The 14609-nt window shown below is 67.4% G+C and carries 16 protein-coding genes and 1 pseudogene; 8 read left to right on the top strand and 9 right to left on the bottom strand.

Going from position 1 to position 14609, the window contains the following annotated elements:
- Positions 1–92: 92 nt before the first annotated feature.
- Together CEX87_RS22200 and CEX87_RS22195 are read left to right on the top strand one after the other, a co-directional pair.
- Positions 93–584: a YajQ family cyclic di-GMP-binding protein gene (locus CEX87_RS22200; RefSeq protein WP_064418873.1), complete on the top strand. Its 492-nt coding sequence runs from the start codon at positions 93–95 to the stop codon at positions 582–584.
- Positions 585–739: 155 nt separating this feature from the next.
- Positions 740–1765: an NAD(P)H-dependent glycerol-3-phosphate dehydrogenase gene (locus CEX87_RS22195; protein ID WP_064396611.1), complete on the top strand. Its 1026-nt coding sequence runs from the start codon at positions 740–742 to the stop codon at positions 1763–1765.
- A gap of 3 nt (positions 1766–1768) precedes the next feature.
- On the opposite strand, the gene CEX87_RS22190 is transcribed toward CEX87_RS22195, so the two are convergent.
- Entirely contained in the window at positions 1769–2344 is a 576-nt protein-coding gene (locus CEX87_RS22190) for a hypothetical protein (RefSeq protein ID WP_068193285.1), read from the bottom strand.
- A 133-nt stretch (positions 2345–2477) separates the two neighbouring features.
- Here CEX87_RS22190 and CEX87_RS22185 point away from each other — a divergent pair, with 133 nt between their 5' ends.
- Positions 2478–3656: a flavin-containing monooxygenase gene (locus tag CEX87_RS22185; RefSeq protein WP_068193255.1), complete on the top strand. Its 1179-nt coding sequence runs from the start codon at positions 2478–2480 to the stop codon at positions 3654–3656.
- Here CEX87_RS22185 and CEX87_RS22180 read toward each other — a convergent pair.
- Positions 3624–4601 carry a helix-turn-helix transcriptional regulator gene (locus CEX87_RS22180; protein ID WP_158220784.1) on the bottom strand — a complete coding sequence of 326 codons (978 nt, stop codon included), beginning with the start codon at positions 4599–4601 and terminating at the stop codon, positions 3624–3626. The genes CEX87_RS22185 and CEX87_RS22180 overlap by 33 nt on opposite strands.
- 255 nt (positions 4602–4856) lie before the next feature.
- On the opposite strand from CEX87_RS22180, the gene CEX87_RS22175 reads away from it, so the two are divergent.
- Entirely contained in the window at positions 4857–5369 is a 513-nt protein-coding gene (locus CEX87_RS22175) for a nitroreductase family deazaflavin-dependent oxidoreductase (protein ID WP_064396618.1), read from the top strand.
- A 4-nt stretch (positions 5370–5373) separates the two neighbouring features.
- Here the strand turns inward: CEX87_RS22175 and htpX are convergent, their stop codons facing one another.
- Positions 5374–6252, bottom strand: coding sequence for a zinc metalloprotease HtpX (gene htpX, locus CEX87_RS22170; protein WP_064396620.1), 879 nt, complete (start codon positions 6250–6252; stop codon positions 5374–5376).
- Positions 6253–6320: 68 nt separating this feature from the next.
- Positions 6321–7328, bottom strand: coding sequence for a nonaprenyl/(2E,6E)-farnesyl/geranylgeranyl diphosphat synthase (gene grcC1, locus CEX87_RS22165; RefSeq protein WP_165593300.1), 1008 nt, complete (start codon positions 7326–7328; stop codon positions 6321–6323).
- Positions 7329–7349: 21 nt separating this feature from the next.
- Between grcC1 and menJ the strand changes: the two genes are divergently transcribed.
- A complete protein-coding gene (menJ, locus tag CEX87_RS22160) occupies positions 7350–8570 on the top strand; it encodes a menaquinone reductase (protein WP_068193260.1) in 1221 nt (406 codons plus the stop codon).
- Here the strand turns inward: menJ and CEX87_RS22155 are convergent, their stop codons facing one another.
- Positions 8571–8825 (bottom strand): hypothetical protein, encoded by a 255-nt coding sequence (locus CEX87_RS22155; RefSeq protein WP_066810702.1) that lies wholly within the window; start codon positions 8823–8825, stop codon positions 8571–8573.
- A 21-nt stretch (positions 8826–8846) separates the two neighbouring features.
- On the opposite strand from CEX87_RS22155, the gene CEX87_RS22150 reads away from it, so the two are divergent.
- Both CEX87_RS22150 and CEX87_RS22145 read left to right on the top strand, forming a co-directional pair.
- Complete coding sequence (locus CEX87_RS22150; protein ID WP_064396628.1) at positions 8847–9287, top strand: hypothetical protein; 441 nt, start codon at positions 8847–8849, stop codon at positions 9285–9287.
- Positions 9288–9401: 114 nt separating this feature from the next.
- A complete protein-coding gene (locus tag CEX87_RS22145) occupies positions 9402–9647 on the top strand; it encodes a hypothetical protein (RefSeq protein WP_133148028.1) in 246 nt (81 codons plus the stop codon).
- Here the strand turns inward: CEX87_RS22145 and CEX87_RS22140 are convergent.
- The 3 genes from CEX87_RS22140 to CEX87_RS22130 form a co-directional block, all read right to left on the bottom strand.
- The gene (locus tag CEX87_RS22140) at positions 9644–10702 is read right to left on the bottom strand and encodes an alpha/beta hydrolase (RefSeq protein ID WP_064396632.1); all 1059 of its coding nucleotides are present in this window, start codon (positions 10700–10702) and stop codon (positions 9644–9646) included. The genes CEX87_RS22145 and CEX87_RS22140 overlap by 4 nt on opposite strands.
- A 46-nt stretch (positions 10703–10748) precedes the next feature.
- Positions 10749–12530 carry a hydroxysqualene dehydroxylase gene (locus tag CEX87_RS22135; RefSeq protein ID WP_064396634.1) on the bottom strand — a complete coding sequence of 594 codons (1782 nt, stop codon included), beginning with the start codon at positions 12528–12530 and terminating at the stop codon, positions 10749–10751.
- Positions 12531–12645: 115 nt separating this feature from the next.
- Positions 12646–13338 carry a demethylmenaquinone methyltransferase gene (locus tag CEX87_RS22130; protein ID WP_064396636.1) on the bottom strand — a complete coding sequence of 231 codons (693 nt, stop codon included), beginning with the start codon at positions 13336–13338 and terminating at the stop codon, positions 12646–12648.
- Positions 13339–13407: 69 nt separating this feature from the next.
- On the opposite strand from CEX87_RS22130, the gene CEX87_RS22125 reads away from it, so the two are divergent.
- Positions 13408–14232 (top strand): SDR family oxidoreductase, encoded by an 825-nt coding sequence (locus CEX87_RS22125; protein WP_064396638.1) that lies wholly within the window; start codon positions 13408–13410, stop codon positions 14230–14232.
- A gap of 39 nt (positions 14233–14271) precedes the next feature.
- Here the strand turns inward: CEX87_RS22125 and CEX87_RS22120 are convergent.
- Positions 14272–14609 (bottom strand): annotated as a pseudogene (locus CEX87_RS22120) (hypothetical protein); the annotation flags it as partial.

Below are 14609 nucleotides of genomic sequence, written 5' to 3'. Positions count from 1 at the left end.
CCGGTTTGGTGCGACTTGCAGGGTACAACGAGGATGGTCCGAAGACGAAAACGGGACCAGACCCTCAGTCGAGCATCTAGGAGGACCGATCCATGGCGGATTCATCGTTCGATGTCGTGAGCAAGGTCGACCGCCAGGAGGTGGACAACGCGCTGAACCAGGCCGCCAAGGAGCTGGCCACCCGCTACGACTTCCGCGGCACCGACACGTCGATCGAGTGGCAGGGCGAGGAGACCGTCGTCATCACCAGCTCGACCGAGGAGCGCGCCAAGGCCGCCGTCGACGTGTTCAAGGAGAAGCTCGTGCGCCGCGACATCTCGATGAAGGCGTTCGACGCCGGCGATCCGCAGGCGTCGGGCAAGACCTACAAGGTCAGCGGCCAGATCAAACAGGGCATCACGAGCGAGCAGGCCAAGAAGATCACCAAGCTGATCCGCGACGAGGGCCCCAAGGGCGTCAAGGCACAGATCCAGGGCGAGGAGATCCGCGTCAGCAGCAAGAAGCGCGACGATCTGCAGGCGGTGATCGCCCTGCTCAAAGGCGCCGACCTCGACGTGGCACTGCAGTTCGTCAACTACCGCTGAGCGCTCGGAGCCACCTAGCGTGAGTGCGCCCACTTCTGCCTGAGGGTCGGGTCGACCCGGTCAAGCACGGCCCTGCCGCAGAAATCGGCGCGCACACTGAGCCGTCGTTTCCGAATACGCCCTGGTTTTGGGCCGTCCGACCTACCCTGATCGGCATGGCACCTGCGCAACGTGTTCCCCAAGTCGTCGTTCTCGGTGGAGGCTCCTGGGGCACCACCGTGGCGTCCATCTGCGCCCGCCGCGGGCCGACGCTGCAGTGGGTGCGCTCTGCGGAGACCGCCGATGACATCAACGACAACCACCGCAACTCGAAGTACCTGGGCAACGAGGTCGAGCTTCCGGACGGTCTGAAGGCGACGACGGACTTTTCCGAGGCGGCGTCGTGCGCCGACGTCATCGTCATGGGCGTGCCGTCACACGGCTTCCGCGCCGTGCTCACCGAACTGGCCAGGGAGCTGCGGCCGTGGGTCCCGGTGGTGTCGCTGGTCAAGGGTCTCGAGCAGGGCACCAACTATCGGATGAGCCAGGTCGTCTCCGAGGTGCTGCCCGGACATCCGGCCGGAATCCTGGCCGGGCCGAACATCGCGCGCGAGGTGGCCGAGGGGTACGCCGCCGCCGCGGTGCTCGCCATGCCCGACCAGCAACTCGCGGCGGACCTGGCACGACTGTTCCGCACCAAGCGGTTTCGCACCTACACCACCGACGACGTGGTCGGCGTGGAGATGGCCGGGGCGTTGAAGAACGTCTACGCGATCGCGGTCGGCATGGGCTACTCGCTCGGTATCGGCGAGAACACACGGGCGATGGTGATGGCCCGCGCGATCCGCGAGATGTCCAAACTCGGCGAGGCGACCGGCGGGCACCGCGACACATTCGCCGGCCTGGCCGGCATCGGTGACCTGATCGTCACGTGCACCAGCCAGCGCAGCCGCAACCGCCACGTCGGCGAGCAGTTGGGCGCGGGCAAGCCGATTGACGAGATCATCGCGTCGATGAACCAGGTCGCCGAGGGCGTCAAGGCCGCCAGCGTCATCATGGAATTCGCTGACCAGTACGGGATTTCGATGCCGATCGCTCGCGAGGTCGACGCAGTGGTCAACCACGGCTCCAGTGTCGAAGAGGCGTACCGCGGCCTGATGGTCGAAAAGCCCGGGCACGAGGTGCACGGCGCGGGGTTCTAGCGCTCAGTTGAAGAAGGGGTTGGTGCCCTCGGGCCGCTCGAGCAGCGGATCCCTGCCGCCGTTGATGATGTAGCTGCCCGCGGGGGACAACACGAAGCCGGACTGGTTGCGGCTGTCCGAGCACGTGGTCATACCGCCGTCGCTGCCGCAGCTGACGGTCTGGAAGCTGATCCGCGAACCGGCCGGAAGCGGCTTGGCGTCGCCGACGACGGCGAACACGTCGGCCGTCGTCGCGGAGAACTGCGGAACACCCGGGCCGCCGCTGACGAAGTTCGCGCCGTCCGGTGCCGAGGGGATCGCGCCGCTGCAGCCGTAGCCGCCGTTGCGCTGCAGGACGCACGTCAACCCGTCCGGGGTCTTGAACGCGTACCAGTGGCCGTCCATCTTCGCGAACTCCGACAGCTTCACCGGTGCGAGCGCATTGACGTTCGGCGCCGGTGGCGGCGGTGGTTCGGACGGTTGAGCTACGGCGATACCTTGCGCGCCGATCAGGGCCGCCCCCGCGGACCCGACGACGCCGATCAACACCCGGTTCAGCACGGTCCACACCCTAAGGGGTGCGGCGGATCCTCGCAGCATACGAATCACATCGCCGCAGGTCGACACGGTGTTACCGACGTCGACCCGCCGGTTGTGAACCCCCCACCTGTGGGGTGGCGCCGAGCGCGGCTTCGGCCGACGCTGTAGTCAGGCAACGTCACGGAGGAACCGAATGCGAACCGCGCACACCGTGCTGGTGATCGGCAGCGGTCCGGCCGGCTTGTCCTGCGCCGCAGAATTGCATGCGCGAGGGATCGATGTGACCGTCGTGGAGCGCGGCGGGCAGATCGGCGCGGCCTGGTCCGGCCGCTACGACGCCCTACGGTTCAACACCTGCCGGCGTAACTCCGCCTTGCCCGGCGCTCCGTTCCCGCGCCACTTCGGGCAGTTTCCGACCCGCGACCAGTACGTCGACTATCTGCAGACCTACGCCGGACGCCATCGTGTGGCCGTCGAGCTCGGCGTCGACGCGCTCCGGCTCGATCAGGCGCCCGACGGCGGCTGGAACGTTGAAACCAACGGCGGGCCGCGCAGGGCGCGCCATGTCGTGGTCGCCACGGGCATCTTCAATCAGCCCGCTGTGCCCGACTGGGCAACCGAGGACCGCTTCGCCGGGCAGGTCGTGCACGCCGCGCAGTACCGCAACGCCCACCCGTTCTCCGGCCAGCGTGTGTTGGTCGCCGGCGCCGGTTCCAGCGGACTCGAGATCGCCCACGAGTTGAGCCGCTCGGGTTGCCCAGAGGTGTTGCTGGCGGTGCGCACTCCGCCGAACATCCTTCTGCGCGAAGTCGGCGGGCTGCCCTTCGATCTGCCGATGCCGCTCTTTCTCCGGCTGCCCGCCGGGCTCGTCGACAAGCTATTGCTCGCCGTGCAGCGCGGAATCGTCGGTGACCTCAGCGATTTCGGGTTCTCCACGCCGCCCGAGGGGCCGATCGCCGGACTCAAACGCCGCGGCGCGGGTACGGCGATCGTCGACCGTCACGTGGTCGACGCGATCCGCGACCGCTCGCTTCGTGTGGTAGCAGCCGTCGACCGACTGCAACCCGATGGGGCGGTCCTGGCAGACGGCACATCCGTCCAGGTCGACTCCATCGTCGCGGCCACGGGGTACCGAACCGGGCTGGACGCCATGGTCTCTCACCTCGATGTCCTCGAGCAGCGAGGCATGCCGCGTGACGGCCGTGGTGGCGAGGTGTTGCCGGGTCTTCGCTTCGTCGGCTACGTGTACCGGCCGGGGCTGACGAGATTCGTGGGAACACTCGCCAGACGGGTAGCCGACGAGATCGCCGCGCAGCTGGCGGCTTCTGAGCTTCGAGAGTCATCGCCGAAGGACGAGATCTTGCGAGAGTAGTGCTGCCAGCTCCGGACGGCTGTTCACACCGAGTTTGGCGAAGATCGCCTTGACGTGACCGCGCAGCGTCTCGGCGGTGATCCACAGCCGGCCGGCGATCTCCCTGGTGGACATGCCGGTCAACAGCAGCTGGGTGACCTCCTTCTCACGACGGGTCAGCTGACTCAGGTGGACCAGCAGCGGCGCAATGTCCGAACGCCGCGCCTGTTCCAAAACCACTGCGGTGCAACCTGTTCTGGACCCCTCTCGCTCCATACGGACTGCCCGCACCACGAGCCAGTCTCCCGAGCGCGCCCTGGTGCGCGCCATCGCCGGCTCACCGACACCGGTTTCGGCGAGAACACGCGCCTGGTGAGCGACCTCGTGCAGCACGATGGTGCTCTCCAAACCTTCGTCCTCGACCGGCCCCAGCCAGTCGGTGACCTGCGGTGTCATCGACTCGATGCTGCCGTCGTCGGCGAACATCACCAGTGCGGGTGCTGCGGCAACACTTGGCGCGGGCTTCTCGCCGAGTTGGAGGGATGCCCGGATGCCGTTGGCCACGTGCGGGCAGAGCCCCGCCATCGTCGCGACCTCGCCCTCGGTGAAGAACGCATCCTCGGCCCGCCGGGTCAGGCAGAAGTGCCCCCAGGTGACCGACCCCGAATTGAAGACGCCGCGCATCTCGTCGCCGTATCCGTTGGGCTGGTAGATCTTCGACCACCGCGCGCTGCGGCTCAGGTCACCGGCGGTCTCGATGCCGAGCGACGCCGCCGGGACGTCCCGTCGCGCGAGGTCGACGAACTTGTTCACGTCGTCGGTGGTCAACTCGCATTCGATGAGGTCGAGGTTCTGCTGACGTGTGACGTTCTCGGCGTGCACCCCGGTGATGAGCAGAGTGTCGGGGTCGGTGAGCAGCCAGCCCGCAGCGGCGTATGAGATCTCGGCCCTCACGGCGGTGGCCACCGCAGCCAATAGTTCGAGCGGATCGTGAGCCCGCGCGCAGATTCGCGCGACCCGCTGTTCCAACCGGGCAGGCCCGCTCAACGACATCGCCGGTGACATACCGACCTACCGCCCTTCCGTTGGGTTCGCCGTCCGTCGGGGTGGTCCGTACTGTCGGTTCTACTCCCCTTTGACGCACGCAGACAAGGACTCTGCGGGCCGCTCACACAGCGCACTCGCACGGGTGGCGCATACGAACAGCAAAGGAGGATTTCGATGCGTGCGCTTTCGAACCTGGGTCGCACAGCCTCGGACGTGTTGGTCGGTGCAGGCGTCAAGGCTCTGCGGTCACGTCGGCTGATGCGGGCCCCAATCGGGCTGTATCGAGCTCGCCTCGGATTTGTCTTCGGCTCGCGGATCCTGTTGCTCGAACATGTCGGCCGCAAGTCAGGGCATACCCGGCAAGTGCTCCTCGAGGTGCTCGACCGTCCTGACCAGGACGCTTACATCGTCGCGTCCGGCTTCGGAACTCGGGCGCAGTGGTACAAGAACGTCGAGGCCGAGCCCCGGGTGAAGGTGTCCGTGGGGACCCGGGCGTCGATGCCCGCGATCGCACGTCCGCTCAGCATCGGCGAGGCTGACGCCGCGCTGCGTCGTTACGTCGACCGGCACCGCCGGGCGTGGGAGACGATGAAGCCGGTCCTCGAATCGACCTTGGGCGCACCGATCACGACCGAGAACACCGCCCTGCCGATGGTCGAGCTGCGGCTGACAGATCCTGACCGGTGAGGCGTCAGTAGTAACCCGGGCCGCGGCCGGCCATCGACTCCAGGCGGGCGATGCGGTCGCCGATCGGCGGGTGCGTCGAGAACAGCTTGCCGATCTTCTCGCCCGCACGGAACGGGTTGGCGATCATCAGGTGCGCCTGATCGGCCAGCTTGGGGTCGGGCGGCAGCGGCGCCTGCTCGACGCCGGCGCTGATCTTGCGCAGCGCACTGGCCAACGCCAGCGGATCGCCCGTCAACTCCGCGCCGGTCTGGTCGGCCTGGTACTCCCGCGACCGCGACACCGCCATCTTGATCACCATCGCCGCGATGGGGCCGAGCATCGAAACCAACAGGATCGCAAAGGGATTCGTGCCTTCGCGGTTACCGCCGAACATCGTCGCGAAGTAGGCGAGGTTGGCGAGCGCGGTGATGACCGCGGCCATCGCGCCCGCGACGCTCGAGATCAGGATGTCGCGGTTGTAGACGTGCGACAGTTCGTGGCCGAGCACCGCCCGCAGTTCGCGTTCGTTGAGGATCTGCAGGATGCCGGTTGTACAGCACACCGCGGCGTTACGCGGATTGCGCCCGGTGGCGAACGCGTTCGGCGCGTCGGTGTCGCTGATGTACAGCCGCGGCATCGGCTGGCGGGCGGTGGTGGCCAGCTCACGGACGATCCGGTACATCACCGGCGCCTGCATCTCGGTGACCGGCTGCGCGTGCATCGCCCGCAGCGCGATCTTGTCGCTGTTGAAATACATGTAGGCGTTCATGCCGACGGCGAACAGCACCGCCAGGCCGATGAGCGCCGTGTTGCGGAACAGCGCGGCGATGAACACGATCAGCGCCGAGAACCCCACCAGCAGAGCGAACGTCTTGGCGGTGTTCGCGTGCGGATGCCAGGTCATCGCTTCCTCCTCCAGAAAGAAAGACTCCGCTGAGTCAACGCTTAGTCGGGCTCCGCAAGTTCCAGCGCTCAGCCGTGCCGGTTGACCGTGTAATCCACCAGGGTCGCCAGGGCCTGACGGCCCGGCCCCTCGGGAAGCTGGGCGAGCTCCTCGCGGGCCTGCACCGCGTACTGCGCGACGGTCTGCTTGGCCTTCGCCATGCCCGGCGAGCCGCGCAGCAGCCGAAGCGCCTCGGCCACGTCGTCGTCGTTCTCCACCGGGCCGGCCAGCAGCTCGCGCAACCGGTCGGCGGCGGGACCGTCGTCACGCAACGCGTACAGCACCGGCAGCGTGTGCACGCCCTCGCGCAGGTCGGTGCCCGGCACCTTGCCCGACTCGTCCGGATCGCTGTCGATGTCGATGATGTCGTCGGAGATCTGGAATGCCGTGCCGACGATGCCGCCCAGCCGGCTCAGCCGCTCGATCTGCTCTTCGTCGGCGCCGGAGAACGTCGCCCCGAACCGGCCGGACGCCGCGATCAGGCATGCGGTCTTCTCGTAGACGACCTTCAGGTAGTGCTCGACGGAGTCGACGTGCTCGGCCGCGCCGCGGGTTTCCCGCATCTGGCCCGTGACCAGCTGGGCGAAGGTGTCGGCGATGATGCGCACGGCGTCCGGCCCGAGCCTGCTGACCAGGCGCGAGGCGGTGGCGAACAGGTAGTCGCCGGCCAGGATCGCGATGTTGTTGCCCCAGCGCGCGTTGGCGCTGTCGGCACCGCGGCGGACCTGCGCTTCGTCCATCACGTCGTCGTGGTACAGCGTCGCGAGGTGGACCAGTTCGATGACCGCGCCCGCGACGGTGACCTGCCACGCATCCGGGTCCGGACCCAGCCGGGCTGAGAGCACCGTGAACAGCGGACGGAACCGCTTCCCGCCGGCCTGAAACAGGTGCTGTACCGCTTCGGCCATCAGCTCGTCGGCTTTGCCGAGCTCAGTGGCCATCAGGTCTTCGATGCGGGCGACCCCGTCGCGCACTTCCTGCGCGAATTCGGGATCTCCGAAGTCCACCCCGGCTACCACCGTCGCTGGCGTCCTCACCCTGCCAACATACTGGGAACCATGGATACCCGAGGGGACGTGGTCGTCGTCGGGGCCGGGCCGGCGGGTTCGGCCGCCGCAGCGTGGGCCGCGCGCAACGGCCGCGACGTCCTCGTCATCGACAAGGCTCAGTTCCCGCGCGACAAGGCCTGCGGTGACGGGCTGACTCCGCGCGCGGTACTGGAGATGCGCCGCCTGGGCCTCGGGCCGTGGCTGGACGACCGGGTGCAGCACCGCGGCCTGCGAATGTCCGGATTCGGGGCCGACGTCGAGATCGAATGGCCGGGGCCGTCGTTCCCGTCGACGTCGAGCGCAGTCCCCCGCACCGAACTCGACGACCGCATCCGCATGGTCGCCGTCGACGACGGCGCGAAGATGATGCTCGGCGAGAAGGCCGTCGACGTACGCCATGACGCCTCGGGGCGCGTGGAGGCGGTGATCCTCGACTCGGGAGCCGAGATCGGATGCGGCGAGCTGATTGTCGCCGACGGAGCCCGCTCGACGCTCGGCCGCGTGCTGGGCCGCGAATGGCATCAGGAGACGGTGTACGGCGTGGCGATCCGCGGCTACATCGCCACGCCACGCGCGAGCGAGCCGTGGATCACCTCGCATCTGGAGTTGCGCTCGCCGGAGGGTGCGGTGCTGCCCGGCTACGGCTGGATCTTCCCGCTGGGCAACGGCGAGGTGAACATCGGCGTCGGTGCGCTCGCGACGGCCAAGCGACCGGCCGACGCCGCGCTGCGGCCGTTGATGTCGTATTACACCGGGCTACGTCGTGAGGAATGGGGCTTCGTCGGGGAACCGCGCGCCGGCCTGTCTGCGCTGCTGCCGATGGGCGGTGCGGTGTCGGGTGTGGCCGGACCGAACTGGATGCTGATCGGCGACGCGGCCGCCTGCGTGAACCCGCTCAACGGCGAAGGCATCGACTACGGTCTCGAAACCGGCCGGCTGGCCGCCGAACTGCTGGGCACCGGCGATCTCTCGCAGGCGTGGCCCGCCGTGCTGACGGCGCACTATGCGCGCGGGTTCTCGGTGGCCCGGCGGCTCGCGCTGCTGCTGACGTTTCCGCGGTTCCTGCCGTCGACCGGGCCGCTCGCCATGCGGTCGGAGACGTTGATGAACATCGCGGTGCGGGTGATGGGCAACTTCGTCACCGACGAGGACGAGGACTGGACGGCCCGGGTCTGGCGCGGAGCCGGCCGCCTGTCGCGGCGCATCGACGCCCGCACACCGTTTCGCTAGTCAGTCGCGCCGACGCCGCTCGGCGAGCTTCACTGCGATGCGGGTGTGCGCGGGCTCGCGGTTCGTCTGCGCAGAAGCGGTGAGCCCCAAGGCAATCAATATGTCGGCCGCGGTGACGAACAACCCGATCCAGTACGCCCACCGCATGGTGGGGTCCGGTTGGGACGCGAAGTACAAGACGAGGAAGATCGGGCCGACGATGCCGAAGACGAACATCATGCCCTGAAACATCAGATAGCGCTTGAACGTCTCCATGTCGCAGGCAGAATATCGCGGATGACCGCCGTGTACCGGGCTCCGATGCGATCCCGCCGCGACGACATCGACCCGCAGGCATCGCTCGATCGGGCGTTGTCGGTGGGGGTCGTCGGTTTCGGCGACGCGGGTTTCGGTGAGCGGCTGGCTCGCCGGGTGGACCGGTTCGCCGATATCGAGGACGGGTCGTTCGTGTGGACACGCGATGCGGATGGCCTTTTCTGGTTGGGCCGGATCGAAGGCCCGTACCGCCGTGACGACACCGACGAGGCCGCCGCTGTCGACCTGGTTCACGTGCGGCCGTGCCGCTGGCTCAGCGAACCCATCCTCGAATCCGACGTTCCCGCAGCGGTTCTCGCGACCTACGCACGCGGTGGGCGCAACTTTCAGCAAACGCACGACCCCGATGTGGGCCCGCATACGGAACGCGTGTGGGATGCCCGCAGCGATCAAATTTCGTAACCAGGCTAACTGTAAGCCCAGCTAGACGACCTGTTTTTGGCGTCCTACGGGGATTATCCTGGAGCACAGCGGCGTTCATATATGCATCGGCGGAAGGAAACCACGATGCTCGGTGTGACGGTTCGATCGGCAGTTGCCGCGATCGCGGTCGCGGCTGCCGCGCTTCTCTCCGCCCCCGTCGCACCCGCTCTGCCGCAGGGGCCCTGTCAGGACGTGCCTTTCGTCGGTGTGTGCACACCGTATCGAGGGGCCACCGGCAAGCCGTCCTCGAACGCCAAGTCCGAACCGCCCCTGCCGGTCGTCAACACCGCCCCGGCAACAGGCGGCGGCCAGCAAGCGGCGATCGACATCGACGACTAACCTAGCGATTTCGCGAACCCGCTGACGTCGCGGATGGATGCGTCGAACACCTCGGGCATATAAGCCCCACACAGTAGGTCGCCGCCATGGCAGGTGCCCGCCACCACCCGGCCGACCGCGGAAACGCCCGCGCGGAGCAGGCGGCGGTAGTAGGCGAGGCCCTCGTCGCGCAGCGGGTCCAGTTCGTTGACCGAAATGACATGTGGCGGAAGCCCACTGAGTTCCTCGTCGGTCGCAACGGCAGCCCAGCACGTGGCGTCGCCGGCGTGAGAGCCGTCGGGGTTGTAGATCGAACCGAGCAGCGCGAGTTGGTGGCGGCTGACGAAGTACTCGTCGTTCTCCGCCAGTGAGGGCAGGTCCTCGCACTCGTCGAGCCAGCGGTTGGAGATGTACGGGCACTGCGCGTAGCACCCGGCGATCTCGTGCAGCCAATCCTCCCGTTTGGCCTTGTGCGCCACGGTCAGTGTGAGGTTGCCGCCGCCGGACTCCCCCGACACGATCAGGTGGCTGACACCGAGTTCTGTGCGGTTGGCGGCCACCCAGCGCACCGCGGCCGCGCAGTCGTTGAGACCGGCGGGGTATGGGTGCGGGCCGAGTTTGCCGCCGGAGTTGCGGAACTCCACACCGACCACGACGAGCCCTGTGGCGGCGAGGTATTCACGCATCCTCATGTAGCCGATGTCGGCCGCGCTGCCGATCGCCATACCGCCCCCGTGCAGATGGACGACGGCGGGCAGCGGGCCGCCGGCGTCGTCCTCTGGGCGGCTGATGTAGAGCGTGATGTCGTTGCCGTCGGGTCCGGTGATCGTCGTCGTCGATGTGGCCACCCCGGAGACGGTGGGCAGATCCTTGCCCAGCGCTTCGAGGATCGCGCCCATCCCCTCCTCGCTCATCGTCGCGAAGGCGATGCGGTCCTCGAGCGGGGAGTCGACGCTCAGCGGTACCGCGGGCAGTCGGCCCTCGAGACCGAACTGCGCGAACGCCTTGACCATTCGGGGGTCGGAACGGGGGTCGGTTGCCAGCGTGCGGTCCGGGTCGGTCAGGCGTCCGTACATGTCCAGACCGTAGCGCGCGATCGCCGGGACTGAACCCGGTTTCCGGTTACCGCCGCGTCGGCCACCGCGTGTCGACGATGTCGAGCAGATGCGGAAGACCGGCGCGGTAGCGAGCCCGGTCGGCGTTCTTGAACGGCACCCACCACGGCGCCTGGAATAATTCGACGATCTTCACCATGTCCCCGTTGTAACCCGACGCCTGCAGCACGCCGTTGGCTGCGTAGCGGCCGCCCTCGTTGGCGCCCTCCATGGTCGTGACGTTCTGGTCGGTCTTGATCCATTCGCCGGCCAAAAACAGGTTGTCGATACCGGTGACCGCGGTGGGGCGACGGTTCCACGAGCCGGGGTCCTGGATGAACAACGGTTCGTCGTTTCGCACATCCGGTGTGCCCGGGTCGATGATCGCGGGGTCGAGAAACCAGGAGTGCAGCATCGCGTCGTCGACGACCCTGTCGGTGTCGTTGAGGTGCGCCTTGATCTGAGCCCAGGCCTCACTGGCGATCTCCTGCGGTGTGCAGTCCCGCGCGCTTCGACGGTTGAAGTTGCCGGGCGTGGTCCAGTCCGAGATGATCGCGGACAGACAGTCTTTGACGGTGCCGTCGCCGTAGTTCGTCAGGCTCTTCTTCCAGAACTGCTCCTCGCTGATCGAGGTGATGGCCCATCCGGAGTCGACGTAGTTGACGTGCCCCTTGGTGACGTCGACCCGTTCCTTGAGGTAGAACATCAGGCCGTTCATCCACTCGGTGCGCAGCAAGGCGATGTTCGCCAGTTGCGGGTCGGCCTCGAGCACATCGGCGGTGAGCACGGCGGCGAGCTTTTCACACGGGATCGCGGAGACATACCAGTCGGCGGTGACCTGGCGTGGTACTCCGCTGGTGCTGACGACGGTGGCGGATTCGATGTGCCTGCCGTTCGGTGTGAGGCGGGCCAGGGCCTCACCGACGCGGAAGGTCACGCCTTGCGCACGCAGGTGGTCGACCCACGGGTCGAGCCACTGCGAGCTGGTCGGCCCGTTGAGTACGCGGTCGAATCCCTTGTTGTCGGAGTCGTTTCCGAGAAGCAGGATCGACCAGACAGAGGCTTCGCCGACCAGACCGATCGAATGTGCGCTCGCGTCTTTGGATTTCGATGCGGCGAGGTTGCGGATGATGCCGTCGGCGAGATACCGGTTGTACTCCGGCGACTTCCTGTTCGCGCCGATGTAGTCCTCCCACGTCATGTGCTCCCATTGCCCGAGTTTGCGTTCGGTGCTGCTGGTGACGTAGACGGCGAGCTTCTGCGCCGCGTAGACCGCTTCCCACGGCGGCAACTGGAACAGCGTCTCGAACACCGTCGCCACCGAGTCGATGAACGCCTTCGGGGTGATCGGATTCGGGATCATCGGCAGCGGGAACGGAAGCGGGATCGTCAGGTCGTGGCGCCCGAGTCCGGAGTGCAGATATGACGTCGCGCGGGTCAGGTTGTCCCAGGTGCCGTTTCGGTTGCCGGGGAACGGGACTCGTCGCATCGTGTCGGTGACGTTGCGGTAGAAGCCGGGGAAGAACCGGAAGCCGTGTTCGGCGGGCAACGGTGTCACACCGGAGTTCGGTACAGGAATCGACCTGGCTTTGCCGCCGAGCGCCTTGCGCTCGTAGACGGTCACCGTGTAGCCGCGCTCGACAAGTTCGTGAGCGGCGGTGAGCCCCGCAATACCCGCCCCGAAAACGGCGACCGACTTGCCCGGTGCCGCGCGTGCCGTCGGCGGCATCGCCATCAGGGCGGCCGCGGTTGCGGTGCCCATCACGAACGTCCGGCGCGACACCCGTCGCGATCCGACCCCACCCGACATTCCGCCACCGCCTCATTCGCGGACCCCGTTGTCGCAACAAGTTAATGGTGATTCTCGTCACAACAGCGTGCGACACGCCGGGTGGGCGATGGTTTTCGTGCGTGCGATGTTGTCGTCAGCGCTGGGGTTTGGTGGCGGCGTGCAGTGCGACGATGCCGCCGCTGAGGTTGCGCCAGCGCACCGAGGACCATCCGGCGTCGGCGATTTGATGGGCCAGCTGCGTCTGATCGGGCCATGCGCGGATCGACTCGGCGAGGTAGACGTAGGCGTCCGGGTTGGACGAGACCGCCCGAGCGATTCTCGGCAGCGCCTGCATCAGGTACTCCTTGTACACCGTCGCGAACAATCGGTTCGTCGGTGTGGAGAACTCGCACACCACCAGCCGTCCGCCGGGACGGGTGACGCGCGCCATCTCGCGCAGCCCCGCTACGTGGTCGACGACGTTGCGTAGACCGAAGCTGATCGTCACCGCGTCGAACACACCGTCGCCGAAGGGCAGTCGGGTGGCGTCACCGGCCACCTTGGGCACGTCCCGCGAGGCGCCCGCGGCCAGCATGCCGACCGAGAAGTCCGCGGCCACACACCACGCCCCCGAGGTGGCCAACTCGACCGTCGACACGGCCGTGCCTGCCGCCAGGTCGAGCACCTTGTCCTGCGGGCCGATGCGCAGTGCCGCCCGTGTGGCCCGTCGCCAGAACCGGTCCTGGCCCAGCGACATGACAGTGTTGGTGAGGTCGTAACGCCGGGCCACCGCGTCGAACATCGACGCCACATCGCGGGGGTCTTTCTCCAGCGTCGCGCGGCTCATGAGGCAACCGTAGCTGTGAAGATGCTTGAAGCGGGAATGCGGAGTCCGTCCAGAGGAGATATAGGGAGCATGAGCGAAAAGGTTTGGTTCATCACCGGAACGTCGCGGGGCTTTGGGCGCGAGTGGACGATCGCGGCGCTCGAGCGCGGCGACAAGGTCGCGGCGACGGCGCGCAACGTCTCCTCACTGGACGATCTCGTCGAGAGATACGGCGACGCGTTGCTGCCCCTGGCGTTGGACGTCACCGATCGCGAGGCGGATTTCGCCGCGGTCAAGCAGGCCCACGACCACTTCGGCCGGCTCGACATCGTCGTCAACAACGCCGGCTACGGGCACTTCGGCTTCATCGAGGAGGTGACCGAACAGGAGGCGCGCGATCAGATCGAGACGAACGTCTTCGGCGCGCTGTGGGTCACCCAGGCCGCACTGCCGTATCTGCGGGCCCAGCGCAGCGGGCACATCATCCAGGTGTCGTCGATCGGCGGGATCGTCGCGTTCCAGAACGTCGGCATCTACCACGCGTCGAAGTGGGCCCTTGAGGGCTTCTCGCAGTCGCTGGCGCAGGAAGTGGCCCCGTTCGGGGTGCACGTCACGCTGATCGAACCGGGCGGCTACTCGACCGACTGGGCGGGCTCGTCGTCTCGCCGCTCGACGCCGTTGCCTGACTATAAAGAGGTGCACGAGGAAGCCGACCGGATCCGCAGTCAGCGTGTGGCCAAACCCGGCGATCCGCAGGCGTCGGCGCGGGCTCTGCTCAAGGTCGTCGACGCTGAGAACCCGCCGCTGCGAGTCTTTTTCGGTGAGCTTCCGCTGCAGTTGGCCAAGGCCGACTACGAGAGCCGCCTCAAGACATGGGAGGAATGGCAACCGGTCGCTGTCGAGGCGCAAGGCTGAGCTCTTCTGCCGGAATACGGTGCTCGAGATTCGCGGCCGTCAGGCCACCCAATCTCCTGGCGGTGCGGGCCCACCGGGCTCACCGGCACCGTTGACGGGCGAGGCGGCGCTCGATTGCCTGTCGCCGAGCTCGCTGTCGTCAGTCGGTGCGGGCGGCGCGGCGCTCGATTGCCTGTCGCCAGGCTGGCTGACCTCATCGGGTGCGGGCGAAACGGCGGTGCCGTTGTGGCTGCGGGTTCCCTGCTCGTCCGGTGGGCGCAGGAGTCGTTCGGGTCGGTGGTAGTAGTTCAGCCGCGCCTGGCCGGTGTCCAGTTCGGGCGGCGGAAGCCATTCGACCTCGCAACGTTCGTTCATCCGGGTGGACCAGCCGCCATCGT

The sequence above is a fragment of the Mycobacterium lehmannii genome (assembly GCF_002245535.1).
GTDB lineage: Bacteria > Actinomycetota > Actinomycetes > Mycobacteriales > Mycobacteriaceae > Mycobacterium > Mycobacterium lehmannii.
The sequence above is the reverse complement of the archived record's forward strand: the minus strand, read 5'-3'. Positions and strand labels throughout refer to the sequence as shown.

Excerpts from the sequence above, each read along its gene's own strand:
- CEX87_RS22130 (WP_064396636.1), bottom strand. The coding sequence starts at position 13,338 with ATGAGCCGCGCGACGCTGGAGAAAGACCCCCGCGATGTGGCGTCGATG.
- htpX (WP_064396620.1), bottom strand. The coding sequence starts at position 6,252 with ATGACCTGGCATCCGCACGCGAACACCGCCAAGACGTTCGCTCTGCTG.
- CEX87_RS22125 (WP_064396638.1), top strand. The coding sequence starts at position 13,408 with ATGAGCGAAAAGGTTTGGTTCATCACCGGAACGTCGCGGGGCTTTGGG.
- CEX87_RS22185 (WP_068193255.1), top strand. The coding sequence starts at position 2,478 with ATGCGAACCGCGCACACCGTGCTGGTGATCGGCAGCGGTCCGGCCGGC.
- CEX87_RS22175 (WP_064396618.1), top strand. The coding sequence starts at position 4,857 with ATGCGTGCGCTTTCGAACCTGGGTCGCACAGCCTCGGACGTGTTGGTC.
- CEX87_RS22190 (WP_068193285.1), bottom strand. The coding sequence starts at position 2,344 with ATGCTGCGAGGATCCGCCGCACCCCTTAGGGTGTGGACCGTGCTGAAC.
- CEX87_RS22140 (WP_064396632.1), bottom strand. The coding sequence starts at position 10,702 with ATGTACGGACGCCTGACCGACCCGGACCGCACGCTGGCAACCGACCCC.
- CEX87_RS22155 (WP_066810702.1), bottom strand. The coding sequence starts at position 8,825 with ATGGAGACGTTCAAGCGCTATCTGATGTTTCAGGGCATGATGTTCGTC.
- CEX87_RS22150 (WP_064396628.1), top strand. The coding sequence starts at position 8,847 with ATGACCGCCGTGTACCGGGCTCCGATGCGATCCCGCCGCGACGACATC.
- CEX87_RS22135 (WP_064396634.1), bottom strand. The coding sequence starts at position 12,530 with ATGTCGGGTGGGGTCGGATCGCGACGGGTGTCGCGCCGGACGTTCGTG.
- menJ (WP_068193260.1), top strand. The coding sequence starts at position 7,350 with ATGGATACCCGAGGGGACGTGGTCGTCGTCGGGGCCGGGCCGGCGGGT.
- CEX87_RS22195 (WP_064396611.1), top strand. The coding sequence starts at position 740 with ATGGCACCTGCGCAACGTGTTCCCCAAGTCGTCGTTCTCGGTGGAGGC.
- CEX87_RS22200 (WP_064418873.1), top strand. The coding sequence starts at position 93 with ATGGCGGATTCATCGTTCGATGTCGTGAGCAAGGTCGACCGCCAGGAG.